The following is a 13,828-nucleotide window of genomic DNA, read 5'->3' as shown; positions in this document are numbered from 1 at the left end:
GGCCCGTCACGCTCCCCCCGCTGCCACCCCGTGCGCGAAGCCGTCTTCGTCCGCCGCCGCGCCCCGACCTGGCGCGCCCTCGAAGGGCTCCTCGACGCCGACGGCGCGGTCGACCCCGACGCGCTGGCCGACGCCTACGTCCGCCTCGGCGACGACCTCGCCTACGCCAAGACGTTCTACCCCGGCTCGGCGACGGCGGCCTACCTCAACGACCTCTCGGCGCAGGCCCACGCGCAGGTCTACCGGAACCGCCGCGAGGAGCGCGGCCGGCTCGTCCGGTTCTGGACGCACGAGGTGCCCGAGGCCGTCTACGAGGCCCGCGGCGCCCTCCTGGCCTCGCTCCTCCTGTTCCTCGGTGCGATCGGCGTCGGCGCCGTCTCGTCGGTCGGCGACGCCACGTTCGTCCGGCTCATCCTGGGCGACGGCTACGTCAACATGTCCCAGGCGAACATCGAGGCGGGCGACCCCTTCGCGGTCTACAAGGAGGCCCGCCAGCTCGACATGACGCTGGGCATCGCGTTCAACAACATCCGCGTGTCGTTCCTCGCGTTCACGGGCTTCTTCCCTGGCGCGCCGGTCCCGGGCGCCTCGGTCGGGACGGGCTGGGTGCTGGTGCAGAACGGGATCATGGTCGGCACCTTCGCGCACCTGTTCGCCGCCGAAGGGCTCCTCGCCAAGTGGTTCCGCGTCGTGATGATCCACGGGACGCTCGAGCTGGCGGCCATCGTCGTGGCTGGCGGCGCGGGCCTGACGATGTGGAACGCCGTCCTGCTGCCCGGGACGTATCCGCGACTCGCGGCACTCCGTAGAGGCGCGGTCCGCGGGCTGAAGATCGTCGTCGGCCTCGTGCCCGTGTTCGCGTTCGCCGCGCTCCTCGAAGGGGTCGTGACGCGCCGAACGGAGATGCCGCTCTGGGCGAGCCTCATCGTCATCCTCGGATCGCTGGCGTTTCTCGTCGGCTACTTCGTCGTCCTCCCGGCCCTCCGCGGCCGCGCTCCCCATGTCTGACTTCCCCGACCGCGGGTCCATCCCCTTCCGCAAGCTCCGCGACGTGGGCGACGTGATGAACGGGACCGTCGCCCTGCTCCGCGAGAACTGGCGCGAGCTGCTGACGAGCTACGTCGCCGTCGTGGCGCCGGTGGCCCTCGCGACGGGCATCGCGACGGGCCTCTACATGTACCAGATGGGCGGCCTCATGGCCGACCCCGCGGCCATCGAGAACGACCCGTTCGCCATGTTCGGGCCGACGTACCTGGGGATCCTGCTGTTCGGGTTCCTCGGCGGCGCGCTGACGGTCGCGGCGGCCTCGGCCTACGTCAAGCTGTACCGCGAGGGGCTCGCGGGCGAGATCACGGCCGGCGTGCTGTGGGAGGAGGCCCGCGGCCTGCTCCTCCCGTTCCTCGGGCTGTCGGTCGTGTACGCCCTCGTGGTGATGGCCTCGGCCGTCATCGCGATCGTCCCGTGCCTCGGCATCCTCGCGTGGATGGCGTTCGTGGTCTGGTCGCTCCCGTACTACGCCGTGACCATCGCCGTGCGGACGCTGGAGGAGGACTCGCTCGCGTCGTCGTGGCAACGGGCGCGCCTGCTCGTCAAGGACTCGTGGGGCTTCTCGTTCGGCGCGCTCCTGCTGGCCGGCCTCCTGTTCTACGTCATCATCCTGATCATCTCGATGCCGCTCTACATCGTGATGATGGTCGTCGGCATCAACACGATCGAGACGGACCCGACAGCGATGTTCTCGATGATGGGCGCCGTGATGGCGCCGCTCCAGGTGGTCTCGTACGCCGGCTACCTCATCCCGCTCGTGGCGCTGTACTTCGTGCACGGCCGGTTGGCGGAGGAGCTCGACGGCTCGGGCCTCTACGCCGACCTCGACGAGCTCGCCGGCCTCGACGCCGAAGCGGACGACCTCGACGCGCCCGACCCGACGCCTCCGCCCGCGCCGGGCGCCGACGCCGGGGACCGCGACGCAAACCAGAACGGGGGAGGCTTCCGCGGCGGCGGGTTCCGCGGGTGAGAGCGCTCGTCTTCGCGTTGCTCGCGGTCGCGGCCGTCGCCCAGGAGGCGCCCCCGCCAGCGCCCCCCGCGACCCCGCCGCCACCGCCCGCTCCGCCGCCAACGGAGGTCCTCCCGGCCGATCGCCTCCCACCGGAGGACCCGGCCGACGTCTACGGCGCCCCTCTCGCCACCGACACGCTCGTCCCCGCGCCGGCCCCGGCCACGCTCGGTGCCTACCGCGCCGACCCGGACTTCCAGTACGACACCCCACAGGCCGAGGGCCCATCGCTGTGGGAGCAGTTCCTGCGCTGGCTCCGGCGGACCCTCTGGGATCCGGTCTACGAGAACACGACGCCCGACGTGCGCCGCTACGTGCTGATCGGGCTCGCCGTGCTCGTCGTCGGCTGGGCCGTGGCTCGGTTGCTCCGGGTCGAAGGCGGGGGCGTATTCGCCCGCCGCTCCGACGCGGGAGGCGGCGTCGGCCCGCTCCTCGACGCCGAGGACATCGCCGAGGTGGACCTGGCTACGCGCCTCCGCGAGGCGCTCGATGCGGGAGAGCACCGCGAGGCGATCCGCGTGCGCTACCTCCTCCTGCTCCAGGCGCTCGACGCGGCCGGGGCGATCGCGTGGCGCCGCGACAAGACGAACCGCCAGTACGTCGCCGAGGTCCGCGCCGCCCGCCCCGACCGCGCCGCGACCTTTGCCCGCGCCACGCGCGTGTTCGACGCCGTGTGGTACGGGGAGCGGCCCGTCCCGCCGGCGCTCCACGCCGAGCTGGCCCCGCTCTTCGACGAGGCCGCCCCGGCCCCGCCCGCCTCGGTGCCCGCATGAGCGTCCGCGGCTACCTCCTCCTCGTGGGCGTGATGATCCTCGCCCTGATCGCCGTCGAGATGGCACGGCCGAAGCCGCTCGACCTCCGCGTGCGGCTGGAGCGGGAGGGCGACGCCCCCTTCGACGCCGAGGTGTTTTACGAATCGCTCCCCGCGTGGCTCGGCCAGCCCGTCGAACCCGTCGCCGTCCCGGCCTTCGAGCTGTTCGCCGACACGACGCTCCGCGGCCGGACGTACCTCGTCCTCGCCCAGTCGGTCGCGCCCGACGCGGCCGAGGCCGAGCGGGTCCTCGACTTCGTGGCGCGCGGCAACACGCTCGCCCTCCTCACGCACGGCCTGAGCGGCCCGCTCGCCGACGCGCTCATGGTCCCCGACACGACCGAGGCGGAGGAGGGCGTCCTGGCGGACGGCGACCTGGGCGTCTACGAGGAGCCGGAGGCCATCATGGTGGATCCGGTGTTCGGCGGGGTGGAGGCCTTCGGAGCGCGGGCGGAGTTCAATCCCGACACGCTCACGCTGGTACCGCCCGGGGTCGCGGGCGACTACGCGTTCCCGATCGACGTGCAGCTAGCCGAAATCGTCGGCCTCGACCCGGCACGGACGGAGGTGCTGGGTCACGCCGTCTGGCCGTGGGAGGAGACCGAGCGGATGGTGACGCTCGTGCGCGTCCGCCACGGGCGGGGCGAGGTGCTGATCTCGTCGACCCCGCTGGCCGTCTCGAACGCCGCGCTCACGGGCGCCGGCGACGGCCCGGCCTACGCCGCCGCCCTCGTCGCCTCGCTCCCGGATCAGCCCGTCCTGTGGGACGACTACCTCAAGCCGTACCAAGAGCACGCCGCGACGCCGCTCCGCTACGTCCTCCAGACGCCCGCGCTCCGCGGCGCCTACGTCGTCTTGCTGCTGGCGGGCGTGCTGTACCTCGCCTTCCGCGGGCGCCGATGGCAGCGGGCCGTCCCCGTCGTGGCGCCCCCCCCGAACGCGCAGCGCGAGTTCGCGCGGACCGTCGGCCGCCTCCGGTTCGTCCACCGCGACGACCGGGCCCTCGCGCGGCGGATGGAGCGCGTCGTGCTCGACCGGCTCCGCACGGAGCTCCGCATCACGGAGCCCGCGCTCGACGACGACACCGCCCGCCTCGCCGCCGCCCGCGCCGGCGTGCCCGAGGACGAGGCCCAGCAACTCTTCGGCGCGCTCCGTCGCGCCCGCCAGCGGCCCGACGCCCACGACCTCGTCCGCCTCGACGCCCGCGTCGCCCGTTTCTTCCGCCACGTCTAGTCGCCGACCCATGCCCGACGCTCCCGACACGCCGCCCGACCCCGCCTGCCTCGACGGCTCTCCTGAGCGAAGCCGAAGGGCCGAGGTGGAGGAGGCCGCGCCGACATCCGATTCTGCGCCGGACCCGTTCGCCCCAACGGCCGACCTCGCGCCGGTCGAGGCCGCCGTCGACGCGCTCCGCACCCAGATCGGCTGCGTCGTCGTGGGCCAGCACGGGCTGATCGACGAGCTCGTGGCGTGCCTCCTCGCGGGCGGCCACGCGCTCATCGAGGGCGTCCCGGGCGTCGCCAAGACGCTCACGGCGCGGCTGCTGGCGAAGGCCTCGGGGCTCGACTACGCGCGGATCCAGTTCACCCCCGACCTCATGCCGGCCGACGTCCTCGGCACGAGCGTGTTCTCGCCGGCCACGCGGACCTTCGAGTTCCACCCGGGCCCCATCTTCGCCCAGCTCGTCCTGATCGACGAGATCAACCGGGCGCCCGCCAAGACGCAGGCGGCCCTGTTCGAGACGATGGAGGAGCGTCAGGCGACCGTCGACGGCACGACGCACAAGCTGCCGGACCCGTTCATGGTCGTCGCCACGCAGAACCCGATCGAGCACGAGGGGACGTACCGGCTCCCGGAGGCCCAACTCGACCGGTTCCTGTTCAAGGTCGTGGTCGAGTACCCGTCGCAGGAGGAGGAGGTCGAGATGCTGACGCGGTTCCAGGGCTTCGGCGGCGTGATGGACGAGGAGCAGGTCGAGGTCGTCCTCGACGCCGACGCGCTCCGCGAGGCGCGAGCAGCGGTCCGCGGCGTCCGCGTCGAGCTTCCCGTGCTCACCTACGCAGCAGCGATCGTGGCGGCGACGCGGCGGCACCCGTCGCTGTCGCTCGGTGCCAGCCCCCGCGCGACGCTGGCGCTCGTCCGTGGCGGGAAGGCCGTCGCCGCCATGTCGGGCCGCGACTTCGCCACGCCCGACGACCTCCGCACGATCGTGGCGCCGGTGCTTCGGCACCGCGTCCTCTTGACGGCCGAGCGTGAGATCGAGGGCGTTCGTCCCGAGACGGTCCTCCGGCGGATCGTCGAGGAGATCGAGGTGCCGAGGTAAGGGGCATGGGGAACGGGAACGAGGAACGGGCCGAGGCTCACCCGGCCGGCGTCGTCGCGGCGTCGGCAGGGCAGGGGGGGGGCGACTCCGTCCGCCTCGGTGAGCGCGGCGCCGAGGCGGGTGCCCCGGGCCCCCCGTCCCGATTTCCCAACCCCTTCCGCGACCTGTTCCTCACCGCCCGGCCGTTCTGGGCCCTCCTCGGGCTGGCAGCGGCGTTCGTCGCCGCGTTCGTGTGGGCGCCGCTGCTTCCGGTCGTCGAGGTCGCCGCGTTCGCGCTCGCCGCCCTCGTCGTGGCCGACCTCGTGCTGCTGTGGGGGACGGGCGGTGCGGTCACGGGGCGGCGCGAGGTCCCCGAGAAGCTGTCCCTCGGCGACCCCAACGAGGTCGAGGTCCTCGTCCGCAGTCGGTACGGGGTCCGGGTGTCGGCGCGCGTGATCGACGAGGTGCCGGTCCAGTTCCAGGAGCGCGGCGACGGCGTCGTGGTGCCGGTGCCCGCGCGCGGTGAGGCCCGGCTCGCGTATTCCCTCCGGCCGACGGAGCGCGGGGCGTACGACTTTGGCCGGCTTCTCGTGTATGTGTCGTCGCCGCTCGGGCTCGTCGCGCGGCGGTTCGTGGTGGCCGAGGGCGGCGAGGCGGTCGTCTACCCCTCGATCCAGCAGATGAAGCGCTACGCGTTCCTGGCCGAGAGCGACCGGCTCCGGGAGGTCGGCGTGAAGCGCGTCCGGCGGCGGGGGCACACGATGGAGTTCGACCAGGTCCGCCCGTACGTCCCGGGCGACGACCGCCGCTCGGTCAACTGGAAGGCGACGGCGCGGCGGAGCGCGCACGAGCCGCGGCTCATGGTCAACACCTACCAGGACGAGCGAGAGCAGCCGGTCGTCGTCGCGCTCGACATGGGGCGCGCGATGCGGTCGCCGTTCGAGGGGATGACGCTGCTCGACCACGCCGTCAACGCCGCGCTCGTCCTCCTCAACACGGCCCTCCTCACAGGCGACCGGGCCGGCCTCGTGGCGTTCGACCGCGAGGCCCGCGGGGTCGTCCCGCCCGACCGTCGCCGCGGGCAGCTGGCGGCGCTCCTCGACGCGCTCTACCGGCTCGACCCCGGCTACCAGGACCCGTCGTTCGAGGACCTCTACGCCGTCCTCCGCGGGCGCCTCCGCCAGCGGTCGCTCGTCCTGCTGATGACCAACTTCGACACGGTCGCCGGGCTCGAGCGCCAGCTCCCCTATCTCCGGCGGATCGCGCGGAGCCACCGCCTCGTCGTGGTCCTGTTCGAGAACACCGGCATCCGCGACCTCCTCACGTCGACGGCCGAGCGACTCGAGGACGTCTACGTCAAGGCGACCGCCGAGTCGCTGGCCCTCGAGAAGCGTGAGATCGCACGGACGCTGGAGCGCCACGGCGTCGGCGCGCTCCTCACTACACCGGAGCGGCTGACGGTGGACGCGGTCAACCGGTACCTGCAGATCAAGGCCGAGGGAACGTTCTAGACGACCGGTCCCGTGATCGGCGTACTACTCCTCGGATGCACCGCTCACGGCGTCCGATTTTGTCCTACGGTTCATTGTTTCTTCTCAAAAAGGTGGGGCACGCACTTGTCCCCCAGTAGAGCGGGTCCAGCCCCGATTGCACGCCCGTTGACGGCGCGAGGTGCCACGCCCTCTCTCGTTGGAAGGTGTCGTGGGAGTTGTGTGAATGGGAGGTGAGCGCCTAGCGTGGCGCACAGCCCGGCGCGGTTCGCCGGGGTCATCCCACCACCCATCTCTATGCGTGTTGCACCTCTCCGCAGGGGCCTAGCTGCCCTCGCGCTCTCTGCTCTCCTCCTCACCCCCGGCGCCTCGGCCCAGGACGCCCGCGAGGCCGTCGCCGCCGAGTTCGGCGCCGTCACGCGTTCCGTCTACGCCACCGACCGCGACACGCCGACGTTCCTCGCCGGCGACCTCGGCCGCGCGTCTGCCAACGACGTGTCCGGCTTCTTCCGCGATCACGCCGCCGCGTTCGGGTTCGCCTCGGCCCCGGAGCTCCGCGTCGAGCGGACCGAGACCGACGACCTCGGCATGACGCACGTCCGCGTCCGCCAGACGGTCGACGGCGTGCCGGTGTGGACCGGCGACGGCGCCCTCCACATCCGCGACGGCCGGGCCGTCGCGTGGGGGGGCGACCTCCACCCGGGCGCCACAGACATCGACACGCGGCCGGCGCTCGCCGCCGACGCGTCCCTGGTGCTCGCCAAGCGAGACCTCGGCCCCGTCGAGTTCCGCGACTCCGTCCCGGCCGACGCCTTCGGCGACGCCATGGATTGGACGCCGACGGCCGACCTCGTCGTCTACCCCCACGACGACGGCTACCGGCTGGCGTACCACGTCCGCCTCTTCGTCGACGCGCCGCGCCCGGCCAACTGGGAGGTCTTCGTCGACGCGAAGACGGGCGACGTCCTGCACCGGTTCAACTCGATCCACACCTTCGACCCGCGCGTCGAGGCGACCGCGGCCGCCTCGGGCGTCCCATACGCCCGCCAGAGCGACTCGTCGGTGCTCGCCATGGTCGCGCCCGAGACGGGCTCCGGCTCGAGCCTCTACAGCGGGACGGTCACGATCCCGACCTACTCCTCGGGCGGGACCTACTACCTCTACGACACGACCCGCGGCCCGTCCTACATCCGGACGATGACGGGAAACAACGGGACCTCGCTCCCGGGCAGCTACATCACGGATTCCGACAACAACTTCACGTCGTCGGCGGCCCGAGCCGGCGTTGACGCCCATTACGGCCAGATCCTCACGTACGACTACTTCCTGAACACGCACGGCCGGAACAGCTACAACGGCTCCGGCGCGAACATGACGAGCACGGTCCACCACCGCTCGGGCTACAACAACGCGTTCTGGAACGGCCAGCAGATGGTCTACGGCGACGGCGACGGCTCCACGTTCGGCCCGCTCGTCGAACTCGACATCGCGGCCCACGAGCTGACGCACGCCGTGACCGAGTACACGGCTGGCCTCGTCTACCAGAAGGAGTCGGGCGCGCTCAACGAGTCGGTCTCCGACATCTTCGCCGTGATGGTGGACCGGGACGACTGGACGCTCGGGGAGAACTCGTACACGCCGGGCACCGGCGGTGACGCGCTCCGCAGCCTGAGCAACCCGCCCGCCGAGGGCCAGCCGGACCACTACGACGACCGACTCTACCCCGGCTCATGCTCACCGTCACAGTCGAACGACTACTGCGGCGTCCACACGAACTCGGGCATCCCGAACAAGGCGGCCTACCTGATGGCGGCCGGCGGCACGCACAACGGCGTGAGCGTCTCCAGCATCGGCCGCAACGCGACCGAGCGGATCTGGTACCGCGCCCTCGCCAACTACTTCACGTCCTCGACGACCTTCTCGGCCGCCCGCGCCGGGACGATCCAGGCGGCCACAGACCTCTACGGGTCGGGCTCGTCGCAGGTCACGGCGGTCACGAACGCGTGGGCCGCGGTCGGCGTCGGTTCGTCCGGCGGCGGTGGCGGAGGCGGCGGTGGCACCGCCCAGTGGTACTACGAGTCGGCGAACGCGCAGACGCCGCACCCGTACGCCAACAACTACAACTACACCCACACCTACACGAAGACCGGCGCCCAGCAGGTCGCGATGTACTTCGCCCAGTTCGAGCTCGAGAACAACTACGACTTCGTCTACATCAAGGACGCGGGCAACACGACCCGGGCGACCTACACCGGCACCCGGTCCGGCTTCTGGGCCGTCGTCGACGGCTCGACGATCAAGTCGAACATCGTGACCGACTACTCGGTCACGGGCTACGGCTACCGGATCACGCAGGTCGCGTACTACTCGACGCAGGCGCTGATGACGGCGACCGGCGAGTTGGACGCCGTGGCGATGGACGAGCCGCCGGTGGCCCCGCCGAGCGACGTGCTCGGGGTCGTCCCGGCGAAGGCCGAGGCGCTCGTGCTCGACCTCGCGGTCGGCCCGAACCCGGCCACATCGGTCGCCACGGTCGGCGTCTCGATGCCGGAGGCCGGCGACGCCCGCGTGGCCGTCTTGGACCTGCTCGGCCGCGAGGTCGCGAGCCCGCACGCCGGCCGCCTCCAGGCGGGACGGACCGATGTTGCGCTCGACACGTCGGCCCTGCCGGCGGGCGTCTACGTCGTCGTCCTCGACGTCGACGGGCAGCGCCTGACGCGGCAGCTCACGGTCGTCCGCTAAGCCGATCTGGCGGACTCGGGGAGCCCACCACCTCCCCGGCCCTAGAGCCCTCGCCCTTCGGGGCGGGGGCTCTTTTCGGGTCAGCCCGGCACGCCGGCGTCGGCGAGCGGTGCCAGCCGGGGATGGCGATCAAACACCCCGGTCGCCCGGAGCGAGTCGAGCGTCGCGGTGGCCTCGGCGTTCCCCTCGCGCGCTTGTGCCGCGAGGTCGCCGACGACGCGCTCGCCGGACGTGAACATCTCGGCGTCGTGGTGAGCCTCAAGGGCGCGCGCGCGGCACGCCTCGAGCGCGTCGATCTCCCGGGCTACGCCGGCCGCGGAGAACCGGGCGTCGCGGTCTCGGCGCCGCCAGTAGCGGAAGACGCACGCGTTGGGGTCGCCCGCCTCGGCAGCGTCGTCGAGGTGCGCGAGGTACGCCTCGTCGTCACCGAGCCGGTTGGCGAGGAAGGCGAGGCGGAGAGGGTCAGCGTCGCGGGCGGCCAGCGTGTGGTAGAGGGCGCGGGCGGAGTCGGGGTCGACCTCGTCACGCGCGCCAGGGATCCGTCGCGTGCCGAGGAGGCGGTCGGCCACCAGAAACTGCGCCTCGACGCTTCCTGCGCGGACGGAGTCACGGAGGGCGCGTTCGAAGCGGCGCAGGGCCCGCCCCGCCTCCCACCGCGTCGAGAAGATCGGGAGGTGCGACGTGGACTTCTGAACCGAGTCGTAGGGCGTTTGGAGGTAGCCTCGGCCGTGGGCATGCGCGAGGATGTGGAGCGCCTCGAGGTGGCCGGCCTCAGCCGCCTCGTCGAGGAGCGCGAGCGCCCGGTCGGCGTCGCCGGCGCGGAGCGCGTCGAGGTGGGCGAGGGCGGCCTCGTGAGGCGTCAGGCCGGAGGGCGCCGGTCGGCACGCGGCGAGAAGGAGAAGGCAGAGAATCGAGAGGCGGACCATGAATGGAGAGTGTCGTCAGACCTGTGCACGTATCGCTCATTTTCTGAGCGCCTCCACCTCATGCACTTTGGTCTGCACATCCGTCCCGGATCCGTGACGGGGCACCGCGCCCGGCGCCGCTCGTACGCGCCTCCCGCACCCCCACCTCCATGAACCGGCTCGCCGACGCCAACTCCCCCTACCTCCTCCAGCACGCTGGCAACCCCGTCGACTGGTGGCCGTGGTCGGACGCGGCCTTCGAGGAGGCTCGCCGCCGCGACGTGCCGGTGTTCCTGTCGATCGGCTACGCGACGTGCCACTGGTGCCACGTGATGGAGCACGAGTCGTTCGAGGACCCCGAGACGGCGCGGGCGCTCAACGACGCGTTCGTCTGCATCAAGGTGGACCGGGAGGAGCGGCCGGACGTCGACGGCGTCTACATGGCGGCGGTGCTCGCCGCGACGGGCCGCGGCGGCTGGCCGCTCACGGCGCTCCTCACGCCGGACACGCGCGAGCCGTTCTGGGTGGGGACGTACCTCCCGCGCGAGAGCCGAGGCGGGCGGATCGGCGTCCGCGAGCTCGCCGAGAATGTGTCAGAGCACTGGCGCCAGAACGCCGACGGCGTCCGCCGGTCCGCCCAGGAGCTGGCGGGCATCGTGCGGCAGATGGCGGAGCCCGAAGGGGGCGACGCGCTCGGCGAGGCCGAGATCGAGGCCGCCACGCGTGCGCTCCTCCGCCGGGCCGACCCCGAGCACGGCGGCTTCGGCGCCGCGCCCAAGTTTCCGACGCCGCACCACGCGCTGTTTCTTATCCGTCGGGCTGCGATCACCGGCGACGCCGCGCTCGCCCGTGTCGCCGTCGCCGCGCTCCGGGCGGTCCGCCGCGGCGGCGCCTACGACCAGGTCGGCGGCGGGCTCCACCGCTACTCGACCGACCGGGAGTGGCTGCTCCCGCACTTCGAGAAGATGCTCTACGACCAGGCGCTCTACGTCATCGCCTGCACCGAAACCGCCCACGCCACGGGCGCCGACGACCTCCGTGAGGCCGCCGAGGCGACGCTCGGCTACGTCCTCCGCGACCTCCGCCAGCCCGGCGGCGCCTTCGCCTCGGCCGAGGACGCCGACTCGCTCAATGCCGCCGGCGAGCGCGAGGAGGGCGCCTTCTACGTCTGGACGATGGCGGAGCTGGAAGCCTCACTCGGGCCGGACGATGCCCGCCTCGCGGCCGACGTCTGGGGCGCCGACGCGGGTGGCAACTACCTCGACGAGGCGACCCACCAGCCGACCGGCGCCAACGTCCTCCACCTGTACGAGCGCCGCCTCGGCGCGGCGGACCCGCTGGCGGCGCCCGCCCACCGCCTCAAGCTCGAGCCCGATGTCCTCCGCGAGCGGCTCGACGGCATCCGTGTCCGACTCCTCGACGCCCGCAGCGAGCGCCCCCGGCCGCTCCTCGACGACAAGGTCCTCGCCGACTGGAACGGCCTTGCGATTGCCGCGCTCGCCGTCGCGGCCCGGACGTTCGGGCGGACCGACTACGCCGACGCCGCCACCGAGGCGGCCCGGTTCGTCCTCCGCGAGATGCGGTCGGACGCCGGCGACCTCCTCCACCGCTGGCGGAACGGCGAGGCCGGCATCCCGGGCCTCCTCGACGACTACGCCTTCTTCGTCTGGGGGCTGATCGAGCTCTACCAGACGACGTTCGACCCCGCCTACTTCGGCGCCGCGCTCGACCTCCACGACCGGATGCGCGACCGCTTCGAGGCGCCCGACGGCGGCTACTTCCTCTCTCCGGCCGACGCACTCGACCTCCTCGTCCGCCAGCGGGCGCTCGACGACGGCGCGCTCCCGGCCGGCAACAGCGTCGCGATCCTCAACGGACTCCGGCTGGCGCGGCTCACGGGTCGGGACGAGCTCGAGGCCGCGGCTCACCGCGGGCTCCAGGCGCCCGACGTCGTCCGCGAGCACCCGGACGGGTTCACGCACCTTCTGACGGCCGCGCTGTTCGCCGAGGGGCCGACGCAGGAGGTCGTCGTCGCCGACGGGAAGGGCATGCACGAGACGGCCGCGATGCTGAGGGCCGTCCGCGAGGTCTACGCGCCGCACGCCGTGTTCGTCCTCCGCGCGCCCGGCCAGGGGCCGGCGCCGATCACGGACCTCGTCCCGTTCGCGGAAGCGCAGACGGCCGTCGACGGCCGCGCGACGGCCTACGTCTGCGAGAACCACGTCTGCCAGGCGCCGATCACGGACGCCGAGGGCGCCCGCCAGTCGCTGGCGGACGCCGTCGGGGCGGGAGAGAGAGGGGACCGTGGGGCCTAGCCGGTCACAAGGCGGATCGTCCCGCTGCCGGTGCCGACGGAGAGCATCGGGCCGCCGCGCCCGAGCCGGCCGCGGGCCTCGTCGCGCTCGCGGTGGCCCGAGAACCCGAGGGCCTCGTCGATGCGGACCGAGCCGCCGTCGAGGTCGACGTCGAAGCCGGCGCCGCGCGGGAGGCGGAGCTCGACCGAGCCGCTGCCGGTGCTGACGCGCGACGCCGCGGCCGACCGGAGCGTCATCGAGACGCCGCCCGAGCCCGTGTCGATGTGGGTCTCGCCGTCGACCTCACCGACGGAGACGCTGCCGGAGCCCGTGTCGACGGAGAGGGGGCCGTAAACGCGGTCGACGGAGACGCTCCCGGAGCCGGTGTCGATGCGGACATCGCCGCGGAGCGTCTGGGCGCGGACGCTGCCGGACCCCGTGTCGAGGGAGATCTCGTCGCCCTCGACGTCCTCGACGCGGACCGAGCCGCTCCCGACGTCGACGCGGAGGTCGCCCATGAGGGACGCCACGTCGACGCTGCCGGAGCCGAGGTCGATGTCGGCCGAGTACCGGCGTGGGATCTCGACCGTGACCCGGAACCGGGCGTCGGTCCGGGTCATCGACCAGCGCCGGCGGGGCGGGTCGGTCCGGACGACGAGGTCGGCGCCGTCGGCGCGGGCCGAGAACCGGCGGCGCTCGAACTCCACCTCGGCGTCGCGGCCGTCGCCCTCGACGATGACGCGCGCCCGGTCGCCGCGGACGGTCCGGACGGTCACGCTCTCGCTCCCCAGGTCGACCGTCAGCTCGCCACCCTCGCGGACGCGGAAGGACTCGTCGAAGAGGACGTCGCGCGATGAGACGGACCGGACGGCGACCTCGACCTTCCGCTCGTCGACGTGCGCGACGCGGTGCTCGATGGGGCCCGAGCTGCGGACGGCGGGCCGGATGGATGTGGCCGCGACGGCGACGAGGAGGAGCCCGAAAAGAGTCAGGAGGGCTCGCTGGGCGCGGGGACGGGACATGGGCGGGGAGGGGAGACAGGGTGCGCCCGTCCGACGGAGGGCGCCGGGCTGAAGTTACAGGGACGTGCTAAAAAAACCGCACTTCGGCCGCACGACGGAGTCGGACGACTCCGCGCACATCTCCCGTCCTCCCCGGACGGAGCCACATTCCCGCGACGGCGTGGCCTCCCTCCGCTCTCGTCCGTCGACGCCTCGAGGCGGGGTGG

Annotated in this window: 10 protein-coding genes; 8 read left to right on the top strand and 2 right to left on the bottom strand. The window is 72.8% G+C overall.

Annotated elements, in window-relative coordinates; genetic code table 11:
* Positions 1–30 precede the first annotated feature (30 nt).
* The 7 genes from BSZ37_RS16650 to BSZ37_RS16620 all read left to right on the top strand — a co-directional run bounded on the left by BSZ37_RS16650 (position 31) and on the right by BSZ37_RS16620 (position 9,401).
* Positions 31–1,008 carry a stage II sporulation protein M gene (locus BSZ37_RS16650; RefSeq protein ID WP_095511632.1) on the top strand — a complete coding sequence of 326 codons (978 nt, stop codon included), beginning with the start codon at positions 31–33 and terminating at the stop codon, positions 1,006–1,008.
* On the top strand, positions 1,001–2,017 hold the full coding sequence (locus BSZ37_RS16645; RefSeq protein WP_095511631.1) for a hypothetical protein: 1,017 nt from the start codon (positions 1,001–1,003) through the stop codon (positions 2,015–2,017). The genes BSZ37_RS16650 and BSZ37_RS16645 overlap by 8 nt, the downstream gene beginning before the upstream one ends.
* Positions 2,014–2,829: a DUF4129 domain-containing protein gene (locus BSZ37_RS16640; RefSeq protein WP_095511630.1), complete on the top strand. Its 816-nt coding sequence runs from the start codon at positions 2,014–2,016 to the stop codon at positions 2,827–2,829. Before BSZ37_RS16645 ends, BSZ37_RS16640 begins: the two co-directional genes overlap by 4 nt.
* Positions 2,826–4,100, top strand: coding sequence for a DUF4350 domain-containing protein (locus BSZ37_RS16635; protein WP_095511629.1), 1,275 nt, complete (start codon positions 2,826–2,828; stop codon positions 4,098–4,100). Before BSZ37_RS16640 ends, BSZ37_RS16635 begins: the two co-directional genes overlap by 4 nt.
* Positions 4,101–4,110: 10 nt before the next feature.
* Positions 4,111–5,190 (top strand): AAA family ATPase, encoded by a 1,080-nt coding sequence (locus tag BSZ37_RS16630; RefSeq protein ID WP_095511628.1) that lies wholly within the window; start codon positions 4,111–4,113, stop codon positions 5,188–5,190.
* A 5-nt stretch (positions 5,191–5,195) separates the two neighbouring features.
* Positions 5,196–6,680 (top strand): DUF58 domain-containing protein, encoded by a 1,485-nt coding sequence (locus BSZ37_RS16625; protein WP_095511627.1) that lies wholly within the window; start codon positions 5,196–5,198, stop codon positions 6,678–6,680.
* Positions 6,681–6,956: 276 nt separating this feature from the next.
* Positions 6,957–9,401: a M4 family metallopeptidase gene (locus tag BSZ37_RS16620; RefSeq protein ID WP_095511626.1), complete on the top strand. Its 2,445-nt coding sequence runs from the start codon at positions 6,957–6,959 to the stop codon at positions 9,399–9,401.
* Positions 9,402–9,481: 80 nt separating this feature from the next.
* Here the strand turns inward: BSZ37_RS16620 and BSZ37_RS16615 are convergent, their stop codons facing one another.
* The gene (locus tag BSZ37_RS16615) at positions 9,482–10,327 is read right to left on the bottom strand and encodes a hypothetical protein (RefSeq protein ID WP_095511625.1); all 846 of its coding nucleotides are present in this window, start codon (positions 10,325–10,327) and stop codon (positions 9,482–9,484) included.
* Positions 10,328–10,476: 149 nt separating this feature from the next.
* Here BSZ37_RS16615 and BSZ37_RS16610 point away from each other — a divergent pair, with 149 nt between their 5' ends.
* Positions 10,477–12,621 (top strand): thioredoxin domain-containing protein, encoded by a 2,145-nt coding sequence (locus BSZ37_RS16610; RefSeq protein WP_095511624.1) that lies wholly within the window; start codon positions 10,477–10,479, stop codon positions 12,619–12,621.
* On the opposite strand, the gene BSZ37_RS16605 is transcribed toward BSZ37_RS16610, so the two are convergent.
* Positions 12,618–13,622 carry a DUF4097 family beta strand repeat-containing protein gene (locus tag BSZ37_RS16605; RefSeq protein ID WP_095511623.1) on the bottom strand — a complete coding sequence of 335 codons (1,005 nt, stop codon included), beginning with the start codon at positions 13,620–13,622 and terminating at the stop codon, positions 12,618–12,620. The two genes, BSZ37_RS16610 and BSZ37_RS16605, sit on opposite strands and share 4 nt — an antisense overlap.
* Positions 13,623–13,828 lie beyond the last annotated feature (206 nt).

It is taken from the genome of Rubrivirga marina (assembly GCF_002283365.1).
Classification (GTDB): Bacteria; Bacteroidota; Rhodothermia; order Rhodothermales; family Rubricoccaceae; genus Rubrivirga; species Rubrivirga marina.
The sequence above is the reverse complement of the archived record's forward strand: the minus strand, read 5'-3'. Positions and strand labels throughout refer to the sequence as shown.

Excerpts from the sequence above, each read along its gene's own strand:
- BSZ37_RS16620 (WP_095511626.1), top strand. The coding sequence starts at position 6,957 with ATGCGTGTTGCACCTCTCCGCAGGGGCCTAGCTGCCCTCGCGCTCTCT.
- BSZ37_RS16615 (WP_095511625.1), bottom strand. The coding sequence starts at position 10,327 with ATGGTCCGCCTCTCGATTCTCTGCCTTCTCCTTCTCGCCGCGTGCCGA.
- BSZ37_RS16645 (WP_095511631.1), top strand. The coding sequence starts at position 1,001 with ATGTCTGACTTCCCCGACCGCGGGTCCATCCCCTTCCGCAAGCTCCGC.
- BSZ37_RS16630 (WP_095511628.1), top strand. The coding sequence starts at position 4,111 with ATGCCCGACGCTCCCGACACGCCGCCCGACCCCGCCTGCCTCGACGGC.
- BSZ37_RS16605 (WP_095511623.1), bottom strand. The coding sequence starts at position 13,622 with ATGTCCCGTCCCCGCGCCCAGCGAGCCCTCCTGACTCTTTTCGGGCTC.
- BSZ37_RS16635 (WP_095511629.1), top strand. The coding sequence starts at position 2,826 with ATGAGCGTCCGCGGCTACCTCCTCCTCGTGGGCGTGATGATCCTCGCC.
- BSZ37_RS16625 (WP_095511627.1), top strand. The coding sequence starts at position 5,196 with ATGGGGAACGGGAACGAGGAACGGGCCGAGGCTCACCCGGCCGGCGTC.
- BSZ37_RS16610 (WP_095511624.1), top strand. The coding sequence starts at position 10,477 with ATGAACCGGCTCGCCGACGCCAACTCCCCCTACCTCCTCCAGCACGCT.